The following is a 13,571-nucleotide window of genomic DNA, read 5'->3' as shown; positions in this document are numbered from 1 at the left end:
ACGACGGCGGGGTTCAGTCGCTCTCGTACACTTCGTCGGCGAGCGCCTCGGCGTCCTCGCCGTCGAGCGCGGAGCGGACGAGTAGCCGACCGCCGAGGGCGGCGGGACTGACGACCGTATCCGCGCCCGCGCGGCGGAGTTTCGCCTCGTTCTCGCGGTCGGTGACGGCGGCGACGATGCGGACGTCCTCGTTCAACTGGCGGGCGGTGAGCACCGCGAGGGCGTCCTCACCGTCGTCGTTCGTGGCGGCGACGAACGCCCGCGCCCGGTCGAGACCCGCTCGGTCGAGGATGTCCTCGTCGGTGGGGTCGCCGACGACGACCTTGATGTCGCGGGCGTTGAGCACGTCGGCCGCCTCCTTCGACGGCGTGACGACGACGTACGGCGTTCCGGCGTCGCGGAGTTCGTTCAGAATCGGTTCGGTCAACTCGCCGTAGCCGGCGACGATGACGTGGTTTTCGAGGGTTTCGAGTTCGCTCTGGGTCATCATTCCGAGTGCGGAGGAGAAGCGGGCTTCGATGGCGGGGGCCAGCAGGGCGCTGAGGGCGATACCGAAACTGGCGACGCCGAGGACGAGTACCGACAGTCCGAACAGTCGGGCCTGGGCGGTGACGGGCGTGACGTCGCCGTAGCCGACGGTGCTGGCGGTGACGAGCGTGTAGTAGAACGCGTCGAGCAGGGACATCGACTCGCCGGTGTTGAACCCCTCGCGGAGCGCGTAGGTGCCCAGCGTCCCGTAGACGAGGACGCCGACGAGCGCGATGGCGGCCGCGAGTTGGGTGGTCGTGAGTTCGAGCGACCGGTCGAACCGACTGCGGGTGTACCACACCGTGGGCATCGCGGCCACCGAGAGGGCGACCAGCGGGATGGAGTAGACGCTCCCCTGGACGAGTCCCTGGAGGGCCGTCACCGGGAGCAGGATTGCCGTCGAGTACCACGCCGCGCGGAGACCGCGACGCATCCCGAGTGCGCTCGCGACCATCAGGAAGCCGGTCAGCGCACCGGTGAACCCGGCGGTCTGCTGGACGGCCGGCGGCACCGCACCGGCGAAGGGACCGAAGTGGGCCGCTCGGTCGATGTTGACGACGCCGGTGGCGACCGAGAGGAGCGCGACCGCCATCGTCAACGCGACGGCGATGCGCGAACTCGTCACCGACTGCCGCGAGAGCTCCATACCGGGAGGGTGGTCGCCGGTGACTTAAACGGACCGGGGTCTCCCGGAGTTCGCCGGCACACCGGGCCGTCGACCGTCCGCTCCGGTACTGGTTTATCCCGCGCCGCCGACGGGTCGGACATGGTCTCGGACACGTTCGTCCCCGTACAGGTACTCAAGGGGATCTACCTGGGCCTCGTGGCGGGCATCGTCCCGGCGCTCGTCGCGTTCGCCTTCGGCTTCCTCTTCAAGTACGTCACGGGTCTCACTATCCCCGCGCTCGGTGTCGTCGTGCTCTCGGTCGCCATCGCCGGCGTCAACGGCGGGCTGATGGCGTTCACGACGCCCGAAATCGTCCGGAGCGTGACGCTCATCACCGCCCTGACCGTCGTCCTGATGCTCTCGTTCTACACCCACGCACAGGGCGACAAACTCGGCGCAAAACTCCCCAAACGCATCTCGCTACGCTCGCTGCGCGAACGGAAACTCTCGGCCGACGTCGTCGAATTCGTCGGTAGCCGCGGACAGGTCACCGTCTCGGTCGTCGGTGACGTCGCCGACGTCGAGGGCTATCCGCCGCTCCCGGAGGACCTCCGGACGAAGATTCGCGAGGCGGAGTGGTCGTTCCCGGCGGACCTCCCGCTGGCCGAACTCGAACAGCGCTTCGAGGACCGCCTCACCTCGGAGTTCGACGTCGCGGACGCACACGTCACCATCGACGAGCGTGCCCGCGCGACCGTCCAGGCCGCCCCACCGATGTCCGGCGTCTCGAAGCGTGTGCCGGCGGGCAAGCGCGCCGTCTCTGTCGACGCGCTCGTTCCGACCGGCCTCGCCCGCGGCGACACGGTGACGGTGTTGACCCCCGAGAGTGCCGTCTCGGGTACCGTCGTGAGTGCGAAGAGCACCATCCAGAAGAAGGAGAAGAAAGCCACGACTGGCGCCGGCACGTCGGGCGGTGGCGACGGTAGCAGTCCGGGTGAACCGGAACTTCGTTCCGACGGGGGTGAAGTGGTGGAGGCGCCGGTCACCCCCCGGGCGCCGACGACCACCGGCGGCGAGGGTCGGATTACCGTCGCAGTCGACCGCTCGGACGCCGAGGCACTCCTCGACGCGCCCGAGGGGAGAGTCGTCGTCACCGCGCGAGGCACCCGTCGGGAGTACGAACTCGTCACGCTCCTCCGGCGGGCCGGCCAGCGCCTCCGTCGCGTCACCGTCGGTTCGGGCGGGCCGCTCGACGACGTCACCATCGGTGAGACCGGCGTCCGCGAGACGTACGGCGTCGTCGTCCTCGCGGTCCGTCACGAGGGCGAGTGGACGATGGCCCCGCGGGGCGACACCCGAATCGCGGCCGGCGACGACCTGTTCGTCGTGGGGAGTCGCGAGGCCGGTCGAGCTTTCGAGGAGGCGGTCGTCTGATGCGTTTCCAACTCGACCCCGGACAACTGGTCGCGACCGGGTCGGAGATCGTCCGTATCGTCAGTCTCGTCCTCCTCGCGTTCCTCGTGGCGGCAGTCGTCGCCCTCGTCTACCGGTGGTACTTCCGCGACCGCATCTCGACTGGTCTCTCGGTGCTCACCGGAGTCTCGGCCGTCGCGCTCGCACTCAACACGAAGTCGCTGTTCGGACTCGCGATGACCGGCACGCCGGGCATCTTCGAACTCGAACAGGTGTTGTTCAACAGTATCGCGCTCGCCGTCGCCGGCGCGGCCGGGCCGGTCGGCGCCCGCCTCGGCGACCGCGCGGCCGTCGAAGTGTTCGCCTTCGCCGGCGCCCGCGAAATCGAGGGCGAGGTGAGCCAACTCGTCCAGGCGGTGGGCCGCGTCGTCGCCGTCGAACTCCCATCGGAGGTCGAGGACATCGAGACCTACGACCCCGTCTCGGACGAGACGAAGGCCGAAGTCGCGGGCAAGACGCTGCTGTTCCCGCGGCGACTCACCGTCGACGAGTTGCGCGACCGCCTCGCGAACCGCCTGAAGGACGACTACGACATCGGCTACGTCGACGTCGACCTCGAACCCGACGGCACCGTGACGTACCTCGGACTCGGTCGCCGGGTGGCGGGTCTCGGTCCCACGCTCGCCCCCGGGACCGGCGCGGTGGCGACGCGCGCCGACCCGCCGAACGCCGCCAGCCCCGGTGACCTCGTACAGGTGTGGAAGGCCGGCGACGCGGACGGGGAACGCGAGCGCGTCGCGACGGCGGAACTCCGCGGCGTGGCCGACGACGTCGTCACGCTCGCACTCGACGAGACCGACGCGAAGCGAATCGCGGGCGGTGACTACAAACTGCTGACGCTCCCCGGCGAACCGAGCGTCGACAAACAGTTCGCCTCGCTGTTGCGCGCCGCCGACGAGACGATGGCCGCCGTCTCCATCGCCGCCGAGAGCGCACTCGTCGGGGAGACCGTCGCCGACCTCGACGTGACCGTGGTCGCGGTCCGTCCCAGCGAGGGGTCCGTCGTCCCCATCCCCGCCCGCTCGCGCGAGTTCGTCCCCGGAGACACCGTCTACGTCATCGCCCGGCCCGAGGCCATCCGCCGCGTCGAGGAGCGCGCCGGTGCGAGTGCTGCCGGCGAATCCGCCGGTGAGGTCGCGACGGGCGAAGCGGCCGATTCGCCCGATTCGGGAACCTCTTAGTGGCGGGCCACCTCTCGTTCGGGCATGGACATCCAGTGGAAACTCTTCGCGGACCTCGCCGAAGTGGCCGGCGACCGGACGTTCTCGCTCAGCGTCGACGAGGACGCGACCGTCGGCGACGCGCTCGACGCGCTCTTCGCGGACAACCCCGCGCTCGAAGACCGCGTCCTCGACGACGACGGCGACCTCCGCGACCACATCAACGTCCTCCGAAACGGACAGAACATCAACACGCAGGAGGGACTCGACACCCCGCTGGAGTCGGGCGACGAACTCGCGCTCTTCCCGCCCGTGAGCGGCGGACGTCGCTGAACGCGACGGCGGCTACTTATATCGTCGACGGGAGTATATAAAGAGGAGTCAGCCCTCGAAGGTCGCCGTCAGGTCGGCCGAGAGGACGAAGTCCGGTTCCTCCCCGATTTCCGTCCGGGTCGCGGCTCGTCGCCGCTCGCGCTGTCTGCGGAGCGTGGCTCCGCACGCGGCTCCGCCACGAACGTCTCGCGCTCGTCACCCTCGATCCAGTCGTGGTAGATGCGCGGGATGTAGTCGCCGCCCTCGCGGTCCGGCCACGTGTCCTCGGTGAAGGCGACGACGGCGTCGTAGTCGTCGTGGGTCGCCTCGCGGACGTCGAACTCCATCGCTACGTCCAGGGACGGGACTGCTCGGTGATCTCGCCGGCGAGGGGGGTCCGCATCGTCTCGGCGACGCTTCCCTCGTCGACGTTCGCGAGCGCCCACATCAGTTTGACCTTCGCGGTGCCGGGGAGCACGTCCTCGCCCTCGACGACGCCCGCGTCGAGCAGGTCGCGTCCCGTGTCGTAGACGCGGTCGCAGACGCGGCCTTCGAGACACTGACTCGTCATGACCACGGGTACGTCGTCGTCTACGAGGTCCGCGAGTTGCTCGATGCGGTCCGTGTGAACGTGGCCGAGACCGGTCCCCTCGACGACGAGACCGTCGACGTCGAGGTCGAAGAACGACGGGTCCATGCCGGGCGTGAACTTCACGAGTTCGACATCGGGGTTCAGGTCGTCGTGGAGCGCGAGGTCGACCTCGCCACGTGCCTGGTAGTCGCGGCGGAAGGTGACGGCCTCTGCATCCTCCTCGTCGACCAGGTCGTAGTCGACCTCACCGAGAGGCTTCGCGCCGACCGTCTCGAAGGCGTCGCGCCGGGAAGTGTGGTTCTTCCGCACCCGAGTCCCGCGGTGCAGCGCACATCGGTCGTCGGACTCGCTGGCGTGCATGCAGACGAGCACCTCGGCGGCGTCGGCCTTCGCGGCCTCGACGGCGCAGACGGCGTTCATCACGTTGTCCGAGGAGGGCCGGTCCGCGGAGCGCTGGCTCCCCGTGAAGACGACCGGGACGGGCGTGTCGAGCATGAACGCGAGCGCCGACGCGGAGTACTGCATCGTGTCGGTGCCGTGCATGACGACGACGCCGTCCGCGCCCGCCTCGATCTCCTCGTGGACGGCCTGGGCGAGTTCCTGCCAGATCGGTGGCTCCATGTTCTCGGAGAGGATGTTCGCGACGACGCGCCCCCGGTAGTTCGCGCGTCCCGCGAGGTCCGGGACCGCCCGGAGGACGTCCTCGGCGTCGAACTGCGCGGTGACGGCGCCCGTCCGGTAGTCGACGGTCGAGGCGATGGTCCCGCCCGTAGAGATGAGCGAGATGGTCGGGAGGTCCTCGTCGAACTCGACCTCGGAGGACCCCTCTTCGCCGCCTTCTTCGATCTCGTACACGTTCGACTCGAGGACGTCGACGTCGGCCGCCTCGCGGTCGACGCCGACGTTGTACCCGCTGTCGAGCTTCACGACGAGGTGGTCTGGTGTGGAGGAGGGCAGCATGACGCCCTCGTTGACCGTTCCGTCGCGCTCGACGCGCACGCGGTCCCCTGGGTTCGCACTCATGGGTGGAGGTTCCGGGAGAGTGGACTAAAAGGATTCTACTCGGTGCGAACGTCGCGGCGGTGGTCGACGTGTGATGGGGAGCGGTCGACGGGTGGTCGAGAAGGGAGAGAGAGTACGTTTCGTCTGTTCTCCGGATCGGGGGAGGGGGGTGGGGACGGGGGAAGGAGTGGTGTCGGCAGAGTGACGAGTGAGGGTCGTGAGTCGAGAGGGAGAGTACATTTCGTCTGTTGTGCGGTGTCGGAACTGGGGATGGAGTGGGGGACGAGTGGCGGACGGCGACGATGGTCGAGAAGAGAGAGAGTACGTTTCGTCTGTTCTTCGTTCGGAAGGGGGTTGGGGAACCGGCCCAACAGTTAGGGTGCCGGTCGTCGATACCCGACTACATGTCCGACCGCCACCCCCGCTACCCGGACGTCAATCGGCGAATCGTCGAACGGGCGTTCCCTCGCCTCCGGGAATTCGTCCGGACGGAGGGGTGGGAAGAGGCCACCTCCGACTTCGAACACCGGGCGCCGCGTCTCACTTCGGCACATCCAGATCATCCCGAGGCGGTGACGTACGCCTTCAAACTAGCTCCCGAGACCGAATTGAACATGCTCGACGGAAACGTCTCCGTGAAAATAGACGTGTTGGGCGACAGCCCCGCACCGGATACGCTCCGGCGGAACGCCTCCCGGTTTCGAACGAGGGGATTCGACGTCGAGACCGAGAACGGTCGTGAGACCTACGAAATCGTGTGGGACTCGTGGGTCGTCGACCCGAACGACGTCGCGGCGGAGAAGACGGTTCGGGCAGTGGCAGAGCGGTTCGTCACCCTCGTCAAGACTGGACACGAGGTGCTCACAGAGTGACGACGTGACACCGAGACGTCCCGACTCGGTAGCGTCGGTTGGAGAAGTAGGTTGGTGGAGTAGGCAGGGAGAGTAGGTTTCGTCTGTTCTAGCTAGTAGTATTGAGTCTTCCTATACCGGCAATTCGACGCACACCCCCCGCTCCCCCACCCTACCTCCCCCGTTACACACGAAATACACTCTCTCTCACTCACTTAAAGAACGCTAGCTAACGAAACTCGCGAAACGTGGTTTTATGTACCTGTGGCCGGCTACGGGGAGGTATCCATGGGTGGCCCGTTCGCCGACGTCGAGGAGACGCTCTTCGCAGACAAGGACGTCCTCTCCGAGGAGTACCAACCGGACACGATCCTCGAACGCGACGACGAGATCGAGGAGTTCCGCAACGCCCTCTCGGACATCCTCTTCGGGCGGAACCCGAAGAACGTCTTCCTCTACGGGAAGGCCGGCGTCGGGAAGACGGCGGTCACCCAGTACATGCTCGAAGCCCTCCTCGACGAGGTCGAGTCGCGTCCGGAGGCCGACGACCTCCACGTCCACTCGCACAACTGCAACGGCGACAGCGCGTTCGCCGCCGTCCGGGCGCTCGTCAACCAACTCCTCCCGCCGGGCGCCGAGGAGTTCCCGAAGCGCGGTCTCGGTCTCGCCGACGCCTTCGACGAACTCTACGAACAGATGGACCGAACCGGGGGAACGCACCTCGTCGTCCTCGACGAGATCGACCACCTCGACGACGCGAACGACGTCCTCTACGAACTGCCGCGGGCGCGAGCCAACGGCCACCTCCAGCACGCCCGCGTCGGCGTCATCGGTATCTCCAACAACTACGGCTTCCGCCAGCGCCTCTCTGCGAAGGTCAAGGACTCGCTGATGGAAGAGGAGATCTCCTTCTCGACCTACGACGCGGTCGAACTCCGGACCATCCTCCAGGACCGCGCGGCGATGGCGCTCGTCGACGACGGCTACGACGAGGGGGCCATCGCGAAGTGTGCCGCCCACGCCGCGAAGGACAGCGGGAGCGCGAGACAGGCCCTCGACCTCCTCCGCGCCGGCGCCGAAGTCGCCGAGGAACGCGGGGCCGAACGCGTCACCGAACACCACGTCGAGCAGGGCCGCGAACGCGCCCAGCGCGGCCGTCTCCGGGACAAGATCGAAGAACAGACGCTCCACGGCCAACTCGTCCTCGAAGCCGTCGCCCACCTCGAAGACGCCGACGAGACCCCGGTACGCTCGAAACACGTCATGTCGACCTACCAGTCCGTCGCGGCCGACCGCGGGGAGGACCCGCTGACGACGCTGAAGAGCATCCAGAACCACCTGAGCGACCTCTCGATGCTCGGCTTCCTCACCCGCCGCGAGAAGAACAACGGCCGTGCCGGCGGCGCGTACTTCGAGTACGAACTCGACCTCGACCCGGACGTCGTCTTCCAGGTCAGGTCCGAACGCTGACGCTTCCTTCGTCCTTCGCTACTCGGCTACTCGGCGATCTCCCAACAACCGTCCGAGCGTCGCTCGACGAGTCCGTCCTCTTCGAGCGTCTCCAGGACGCGGGCGACGACGTCCGGTGGGACCTCGGTCCGCTCCGAAATCGAAGAGGGCGTATCGCACCCGCCCGCGATGGCCGAGAGCACTTCGGCGTAGAGGCGCTCGTTCCCGTCGGTGACGAGTGACTCGGTGAGCGACTCCTGGACCTCGGCGACGCGGCCCTGCGCCCAGCGCTGGGCCATCGAGAGTTCGCGTTCGAGTTCCTTCAGGTCGTCTAGCTCTCCCGCGAGGTCGGCGAGGTCGCCGTCGGCGTCGTGCTCGCAGTCGACGGTGAGGTGGTGACACTGCTGGAGGTCGAGGTCCGCGCTCGCCGGGTAGGCACTCTTCGTGCCGAAGGAGTAGGGCGAGAGCGTCACTTCGAGACGGAGGTTCTGGGAGATGTGGAAGTACTTCCGTCGCTGGTCGTCCGTCCGCGACTCGACGAGTCCGGCTTCCTCGAGGCGCCGAAGGTGGTCGATGACCGCCTTCGGGCTCACCCCGATGTACTCGGAGATCTCCGTAACGTAGCAGGGTTTACGCGAGAGCAGGCGGAGGATACGCCGCCGGTTCTCGTTACCGAGCAGATCGAGGAGGGCGCCGGAGTCCATTCACGAGTGGTGGTTGTCCCCGACGAGTCAAAAGGGTGTCTCTGCGTGGCCGGCGCCGTAGACGACTTCTTCGGTCGTCGTCTCGTTGGTCGTGCTGTTCGTCGTCGCGTTCTCGCCGCTCCCGAGACCGGGCGGGCTACCGGAACCGAGGCCGCGCGCGTCACCGGGTCCGGCGTGTGTCGGCGGCCCGGTGGATCCGTTCGCCGGACCCAGTCCAGGCCCCGCACCCGGCGTGCCGTTTCCGGTCACGTGACCCGGTCCACCGGTCGTGTTCCCGGTGGCGTTCGTCGCGTTCCAGGTGACGTTTCCAGTGGCGTTCGTCACGTTCCCGTGTACTCCGTTGCCGACGGCCGACTCGGGGAGGGACGGTCCACTGTTACCGTTCCCTGGGTGTTCACCCGGTCCGGCGGTCGGTCCCCGACCCGGGTTTTCCCCGCGGTCCGGTCCCGCGCCCTGCCCGGGCGGATCCATCGGCGGACCTCCGCCCACCGGGAGCGTCCGGGCCGTGTCGTTCGCCGCGTCGCGGAGCATCGCGAGCCCCGGCGGCGTCACGTTGGCGCGGTGGGCCGCCTTCGCCGTGTGGTTCGTCGACTCGACGAGTTGGGCGAGTTGTGCGTTGACGGCGGCGAGTCGCGCGTGGAACGCGACGGCCGGAATGGTACCGTTCGCGTGGGCGGCGAGGAGTGCCTGCCGCCGTTCGCGGAGGTCGGCCAGTCGCCGGTCGAGCGTGTCGACCCGCTGGGTCACGAGCGCACGTTCGTCGGCGCTCGGGTCGTCCAGACTCGCGGTCCACATCTGCTGGTCGACCGTGCCGTCCGCCGTCGCGGCGCTCGACGACATGAACGCCGACAGCTCGGCACCGAACGCGCCGCCGGAGCCGCTCGACGACGCGTTCGTCTCGTTCGTTCCCACCTCGGTCGTCCCGTTCGTCGACCCGTTCTGCGGCGCGGTCAGGGTCGTCCGGTCGCCGGTCCCCGCGCTCGCCAGCGCCACGGGCCCGGCCGCGGCGACCACCAGGACGAGGAGGAGCACGCCGAGCACCCTGACTCGGGGTCCCTGGAGCCAGTCGACGGATGGACGGTTCATCTCGACGTACTGTATCAGGCTGAACGGGATAAAGGCGGGGGTCCGTTCGGCACCGTTCGCGGCCGTGAACAGTTCGGACGGTTGGTCCCAACCCGCCGGTCGTGTCGACGTGGTGGGGAGACCCAGCCGCCGGCGGTCGATTTGCGCGACGCTATAGCCGTTATGCCGTAAGCTTATATGTGACAACCGATAACACACATCGTGATGTTCGAGGAATTCTCGAGCGGCTACTACCTCGGACGGCTGTACGTCGAACCGTACGCGGGCGACCACGCCGTCCTCGACAGTGACTTCCACCGATACGTCACCGACGAACTCTATCTCGACGCGTCCGACGCGGACGCGACCGGCGAGAGGACCGGCGCCGACGACGCCGATACCACGGCCGTCGACGGTGACCTCGACGTCGCGTCGACTCCAGCCGACGAGTACCGCCTCCCGCTCGTGATGAAACTCGGAAACACCCACTTCCGCGTCCGGGGCGAGGGAGCGGTCCCCGCCGACACGCTCGCAGTGCCGCGGGAGTGGCTCGAAGACGAGCCCCGGCGGGACGAACGTAGCCGGGTCCTCCTCGCGAAGCGCGAACACGCCGAGCGTCTCTTCGACCTCGGCGCGGTCTGAGGGAGTCGAAGCCAGGCCGAAACCGCAAAGGCGCCGCCAACCCGCGTTCCGGGTATGCTGGACAGACTCCTCGGCCGCGCCTCCCTCAAGGAGCGCATCGGGGAACTCGAGGAGGAGAACGAACGCCTCCGGAACAAACTCGAGGCCGAGAGCGAGCGCCGCCGCGAGGCCGTCGCCGCGCGCAACGAGGCCGAGGAGGAACTCAACCGCCTCGAAGACCGCGTCACCGAACTCGAAGACCGCGTCGAACGCGCGGAGACCGGCGAAGAGACCCTCGACTTCCGCGGGACGGCCGACGTACGGGGCGAGCGTCTCCGCGAAATCTGCTCGCGACTCGACTCCGTCGAGACGGACGAAGAGGGCGCGTTGAGCGCGATGGTCGTCGACGAACACGACGTCCCCGAGCGGGTCCGAGACGCGTTCGGCGACCGGACCCCTCTCGTCGAGCGTGCGGTCCCCTCGCTCGTCTACACCGACGACGAGGGACTCGTGAGCGCCGCGCTCGTCCCGCCAGTCGCGCCGGACGACTTCGTGACGTGGGACGACGGCTTCCGCGTCGACGAGGAGTGGTTCCTCCCCGAGGCACAGGGACGCTTCGCGCTCGTGCTCGTCCGCGCCGACCTGTGCGCCGTCGGCGTCTACGAGGGGAGGGAGCGACAGGCCTTCGAGGGCTTCGAGAGCGACGTGAAGGGCAAACACTCGAAGGGCGGGTTCTCACAGTCGCGCTTCGAGCGCCGCCGCGAGTCACAGATTACGGAACACGTCGAGAAGTGCCACGACGCGCTCGCCGACCTCGACGTCGAGCGGCTGTTCGTCGTCGGTCAGCGGACGCTCCTCGACGAGTTCGAAGACGCGGCCGACGCGACGGCGGCCGTCGACGCTACCGGCGACCCCGAGGACGCGCTCGGCGACGCTTTCGAGAAGTTCTGGACGGCCCGACTGCGGTTGCTGTAGGTTTATACGGCCGCTCGCCTACCTCCGAGTATGCGAGTCGCGCTACTGGCACACGAGAAGTTCCCCGACCGCTCGAAGACGGCGAACGGGATTCTGCGGTACTCCGACCACGAGGTCGTCGCGGTCCTCGACCGCGAGAACGACGGTGCGAACGTCTCTGACTTCCTCTCGGACGTTCAGGACGCACCCATCGTCTCCACGATGTCCGAGGTCGAGGAACCGGTCGACGCCCTCGTCGTCGGCATCGCACCCATCGGCGGTGGCTTCGACGAGACGTGGCGTCCGGACGTCCGCAACGCCCTCGAACGGGGCTGTGAGGTCATCTCCGGACTCCACTACTTCCTCGAAGACGACAGCGAGTTCCGCAACCTCGCCGAGGAACACGGCGGGGAACTCTGGGACGTCCGCCGGCCCCACGAAGACCTGGGTGTCGCCGACGGCGTCGCCGACCAGGTCGACGCCGAGGTAATCCTCACCGTCGGGACGGACTGCTCGGTCGGGAAGATGACCGCGACGATGGAGCTACTGGAGGCCGCGCAGGCGCGCGGGGAGTCCGCCGCGTTCATCCCGACCGGCCAGACCGGCATCATGATCGAGGGGTGGGGCAACCCCATCGACCGCGTCGTCTCCGACTTCACCGCCGGCGCCGTCGAGGAGATGATCCTCGAACGCGGCAACGACTACGACTACCTCTTCGTCGAGGGGCAGGCGAGTATCGTCCACCCGGCCTACTCCGCAGTCACGACGGGCATCCTCCACGGTTCGATGGCCGACAAACTCGTCCTCTGCCACGAGGAGGGCCGCGAGACGGTCCACGGCTACGACCAGGACCTCCCCGACCTCGACACCTACGTCGACCTCTTCGAGAGCGTCGCCGCCCCCGTCGCCGACTCGGAAGTCGTCGCGGGGATGCTCAACACGCGGGACGTCCCGGACGACGAGACCGCCCGCGAGGCCGTCGAGGAGTACGCCGAGGACCTCGGCGTCTCCGCGACCGACCCGATTCGTTTCGACGCGGACGAGGTGTTGGACGCGGTCCTATGAGCCTCGAAGCCGAGTACGAACGGGTCTCGCTCCCGCTCGAACACCCGTTCACCATCGCCCGCGGTACCCAGGAGTTCGCCGAGAACGTCGTGGTGAAGGTCCACGACGGCGAGGGGAACACGGGCGTCGGCGCGGCCGCACCCTCGACGCACTACGGCGAGACGGCGGCCACGGTCGAGGCGGTCCTCCAACCGCTCCTCGACGTCGTCGAGCGCATCGACGACCCGCACAACCTCGCGCGCGCCGAGCGAGCCATGCGCGAAGTCGTCGAGCGCAACCCCGCCGCCCGGTGTGCGGTGAGCATCGCGCTCCACGACCTCGTCGCCAAGCGCGCGGACCTGCCGCTCTACCGCTACTGGGGACTCGACCACGCCGACACGGTCACCTCCTCGTTCACCATCGGCATCGACGACACGGAGACGATGCGCGAGAAGACCGAGCGAGCCGTCGAGGAGGGGTACGGCACGCTCAAGGTGAAACTCGGCACCGGCCGGGACGAGGAGATTCTCTCGACGGTGCGCGACGCCGCACCGGACGCGACCATCCGTGTCGACGCCAACGAGGCGTGGTCGCCCCGGGAGGCCGTGCGGAAGATCGAGGCCATCGAACCCTACGACGTCGAGTTCGTCGAACAGCCAGTCCCCGCGGAGAACCACGAGGGCCTGCGCTTCGTCCGCGAGCGCTCGCCGCTCCCCATCGCCGCCGACGAATCCTGCATCACGCTCGAAGACGTCCCGCGAATCGCGGGTGCCGCAGACATCGCGAACATCAAACTGATGAAGTGTGGCGGTCTCCGCGAAGCGAAGCGGATGATCCACACCGCCCGCGCACACGGTCTCGAAGTGATGCTCGGCTGTATGGTCGAGACGAACGCCGCCATCGCGGCGGCCTGTCACCTCGCGCCGCTGCTCGACTACGCCGACCTCGACGGGTCGCTCCTCCTCGCCGAGGACCCCTACGACGGCGTCCCCATGCCCGCCGGTCTGATCGACCTCGAAGCCGTCGACCACGCTGGCACCGGCGCTCGACAGTCGTAGGTCCCGCTCCCCGAACTCTCTGTCCTGACTCTGGTCACGTCGGCGTCGTCACTCCACACGAGAAGAAACCCGACCGGAAGTAGTTCGGCCAGTCGGGCGTCCTCCGCCGGAGCCGCATTCACACTCCCCCCAGAGTGGTCCGATGACGAAA

At 68.0% G+C, this 13,571-nt stretch carries 14 protein-coding genes; 9 read left to right on the top strand and 5 right to left on the bottom strand.

Going from position 1 to position 13,571, the window contains the following annotated elements:
- Positions 1-13: 13 nt before the first annotated feature.
- Positions 14-1,174 carry an NAD-binding protein gene (locus tag P0Y33_RS15700; RefSeq protein WP_279528328.1) on the bottom strand — a complete coding sequence of 387 codons (1,161 nt, stop codon included), beginning with the start codon at positions 1,172-1,174 and terminating at the stop codon, positions 14-16.
- 120 nt (positions 1,175-1,294) lie between these two features.
- On the opposite strand from P0Y33_RS15700, the gene P0Y33_RS15695 reads away from it, so the two are divergent.
- The 3 genes from P0Y33_RS15695 to P0Y33_RS15685 are packed head-to-tail and all read left to right on the top strand — an operon-like array spanning position 1,295 to position 4,101.
- Positions 1,295-2,569 carry a potassium channel family protein gene (locus tag P0Y33_RS15695; protein ID WP_279528327.1) on the top strand — a complete coding sequence of 425 codons (1,275 nt, stop codon included), beginning with the start codon at positions 1,295-1,297 and terminating at the stop codon, positions 2,567-2,569.
- Positions 2,569-3,789: a TrkA C-terminal domain-containing protein gene (locus P0Y33_RS15690; RefSeq protein WP_279528326.1), complete on the top strand. Its 1,221-nt coding sequence runs from the start codon at positions 2,569-2,571 to the stop codon at positions 3,787-3,789. The genes P0Y33_RS15695 and P0Y33_RS15690 overlap by 1 nt, the downstream gene beginning before the upstream one ends.
- A 24-nt stretch (positions 3,790-3,813) precedes the next feature.
- Positions 3,814-4,101, top strand: a complete 288-nt coding sequence (locus P0Y33_RS15685; RefSeq protein WP_382218145.1) for a ubiquitin-like small modifier protein 1 — start codon at positions 3,814-3,816, stop codon at positions 4,099-4,101.
- A gap of 68 nt (positions 4,102-4,169) precedes the next feature.
- Here the strand turns inward: P0Y33_RS15685 and P0Y33_RS19030 are convergent, their stop codons facing one another.
- Both P0Y33_RS19030 and gatD read right to left on the bottom strand, forming a co-directional pair.
- The gene (locus tag P0Y33_RS19030) at positions 4,170-4,427 is read right to left on the bottom strand and encodes a hypothetical protein (protein WP_328518018.1); all 258 of its coding nucleotides are present in this window, start codon (positions 4,425-4,427) and stop codon (positions 4,170-4,172) included.
- 2 nt (positions 4,428-4,429) lie between these two features.
- On the bottom strand, positions 4,430-5,695 hold the full coding sequence (gatD, locus tag P0Y33_RS15675; protein ID WP_279528325.1) for a Glu-tRNA(Gln) amidotransferase subunit GatD: 1,266 nt from the start codon (positions 5,693-5,695) through the stop codon (positions 4,430-4,432).
- A gap of 383 nt (positions 5,696-6,078) precedes the next feature.
- Here gatD and P0Y33_RS15670 point away from each other — a divergent pair, with 383 nt between their 5' ends.
- On the top strand, positions 6,079-6,546 hold the full coding sequence (locus tag P0Y33_RS15670; RefSeq protein WP_279528324.1) for a hypothetical protein: 468 nt from the start codon (positions 6,079-6,081) through the stop codon (positions 6,544-6,546).
- A gap of 267 nt (positions 6,547-6,813) precedes the next feature.
- Complete coding sequence (locus tag P0Y33_RS15665) at positions 6,814-7,995, top strand: orc1/cdc6 family replication initiation protein (protein WP_279528323.1); 1,182 nt, start codon at positions 6,814-6,816, stop codon at positions 7,993-7,995.
- A 26-nt stretch (positions 7,996-8,021) separates the two neighbouring features.
- Here P0Y33_RS15665 and P0Y33_RS15660 read toward each other — a convergent pair whose 3' ends face one another.
- Together P0Y33_RS15660 and P0Y33_RS15655 are read right to left on the bottom strand one after the other, a co-directional pair.
- Positions 8,022-8,678 carry an ArsR/SmtB family transcription factor gene (locus P0Y33_RS15660; protein ID WP_279528322.1) on the bottom strand — a complete coding sequence of 219 codons (657 nt, stop codon included), beginning with the start codon at positions 8,676-8,678 and terminating at the stop codon, positions 8,022-8,024.
- Positions 8,679-8,705: 27 nt separating this feature from the next.
- Entirely contained in the window at positions 8,706-9,764 is a 1,059-nt protein-coding gene (locus P0Y33_RS15655; protein WP_279528321.1) for a DUF7096 domain-containing protein, read from the bottom strand.
- Positions 9,765-9,968: 204 nt separating this feature from the next.
- On the opposite strand from P0Y33_RS15655, the gene P0Y33_RS15650 reads away from it, so the two are divergent.
- From P0Y33_RS15650 to P0Y33_RS15635, 4 genes are read left to right on the top strand one after another with little or no spacing between them, the layout of a single operon-like run.
- Positions 9,969-10,385: a DUF5802 family protein gene (locus tag P0Y33_RS15650; protein WP_279528320.1), complete on the top strand. Its 417-nt coding sequence runs from the start codon at positions 9,969-9,971 to the stop codon at positions 10,383-10,385.
- A gap of 54 nt (positions 10,386-10,439) precedes the next feature.
- Entirely contained in the window at positions 10,440-11,339 is a 900-nt protein-coding gene (locus tag P0Y33_RS15645) for a Vms1/Ankzf1 family peptidyl-tRNA hydrolase (protein WP_279528319.1), read from the top strand.
- Positions 11,340-11,369: 30 nt separating this feature from the next.
- Positions 11,370-12,383 carry a DUF1611 domain-containing protein gene (locus P0Y33_RS15640; protein ID WP_279528318.1) on the top strand — a complete coding sequence of 338 codons (1,014 nt, stop codon included), beginning with the start codon at positions 11,370-11,372 and terminating at the stop codon, positions 12,381-12,383.
- Positions 12,380-13,420 carry a dipeptide epimerase gene (locus P0Y33_RS15635; RefSeq protein ID WP_279528317.1) on the top strand — a complete coding sequence of 347 codons (1,041 nt, stop codon included), beginning with the start codon at positions 12,380-12,382 and terminating at the stop codon, positions 13,418-13,420. Before P0Y33_RS15640 ends, P0Y33_RS15635 begins: the two co-directional genes overlap by 4 nt.
- Positions 13,421-13,571: the final 151 nt, after the last annotated feature.

This window comes from Halospeciosus flavus, assembly GCF_029814175.1.
In the GTDB taxonomy this organism is placed as follows: domain Archaea; phylum Halobacteriota; class Halobacteria; order Halobacteriales; family Halobacteriaceae; genus Halospeciosus; species Halospeciosus flavus.
Note: the sequence above shows the minus strand (reverse complement) of the source record. Positions and strands in the feature narration are given on the sequence as shown.

Coding starts and splice junctions, on each gene's coding strand:
- P0Y33_RS15700 (WP_279528328.1), bottom strand. CDS start 1,174: ATGGAGCTCTCGCGGCAGTCGGTGACGAGTTCGCGCATCGCCGTCGCG.
- P0Y33_RS15695 (WP_279528327.1), top strand. CDS start 1,295: ATGGTCTCGGACACGTTCGTCCCCGTACAGGTACTCAAGGGGATCTAC.
- P0Y33_RS15690 (WP_279528326.1), top strand. CDS start 2,569: ATGCGTTTCCAACTCGACCCCGGACAACTGGTCGCGACCGGGTCGGAG.
- P0Y33_RS15685 (WP_382218145.1), top strand. CDS start 3,814: ATGGACATCCAGTGGAAACTCTTCGCGGACCTCGCCGAAGTGGCCGGC.
- P0Y33_RS19030 (WP_328518018.1), bottom strand. CDS start 4,427: ATGGAGTTCGACGTCCGCGAGGCGACCCACGACGACTACGACGCCGTC.
- gatD (WP_279528325.1), bottom strand. CDS start 5,695: ATGAGTGCGAACCCAGGGGACCGCGTGCGCGTCGAGCGCGACGGAACG.
- P0Y33_RS15670 (WP_279528324.1), top strand. CDS start 6,079: ATGTCCGACCGCCACCCCCGCTACCCGGACGTCAATCGGCGAATCGTC.
- P0Y33_RS15665 (WP_279528323.1), top strand. CDS start 6,814: ATGGGTGGCCCGTTCGCCGACGTCGAGGAGACGCTCTTCGCAGACAAG.
- P0Y33_RS15660 (WP_279528322.1), bottom strand. CDS start 8,678: ATGGACTCCGGCGCCCTCCTCGATCTGCTCGGTAACGAGAACCGGCGG.
- P0Y33_RS15655 (WP_279528321.1), bottom strand. CDS start 9,764: ATGAACCGTCCATCCGTCGACTGGCTCCAGGGACCCCGAGTCAGGGTG.
- P0Y33_RS15650 (WP_279528320.1), top strand. CDS start 9,969: ATGTTCGAGGAATTCTCGAGCGGCTACTACCTCGGACGGCTGTACGTC.
- P0Y33_RS15645 (WP_279528319.1), top strand. CDS start 10,440: ATGCTGGACAGACTCCTCGGCCGCGCCTCCCTCAAGGAGCGCATCGGG.
- P0Y33_RS15640 (WP_279528318.1), top strand. CDS start 11,370: ATGCGAGTCGCGCTACTGGCACACGAGAAGTTCCCCGACCGCTCGAAG.
- P0Y33_RS15635 (WP_279528317.1), top strand. CDS start 12,380: ATGAGCCTCGAAGCCGAGTACGAACGGGTCTCGCTCCCGCTCGAACAC.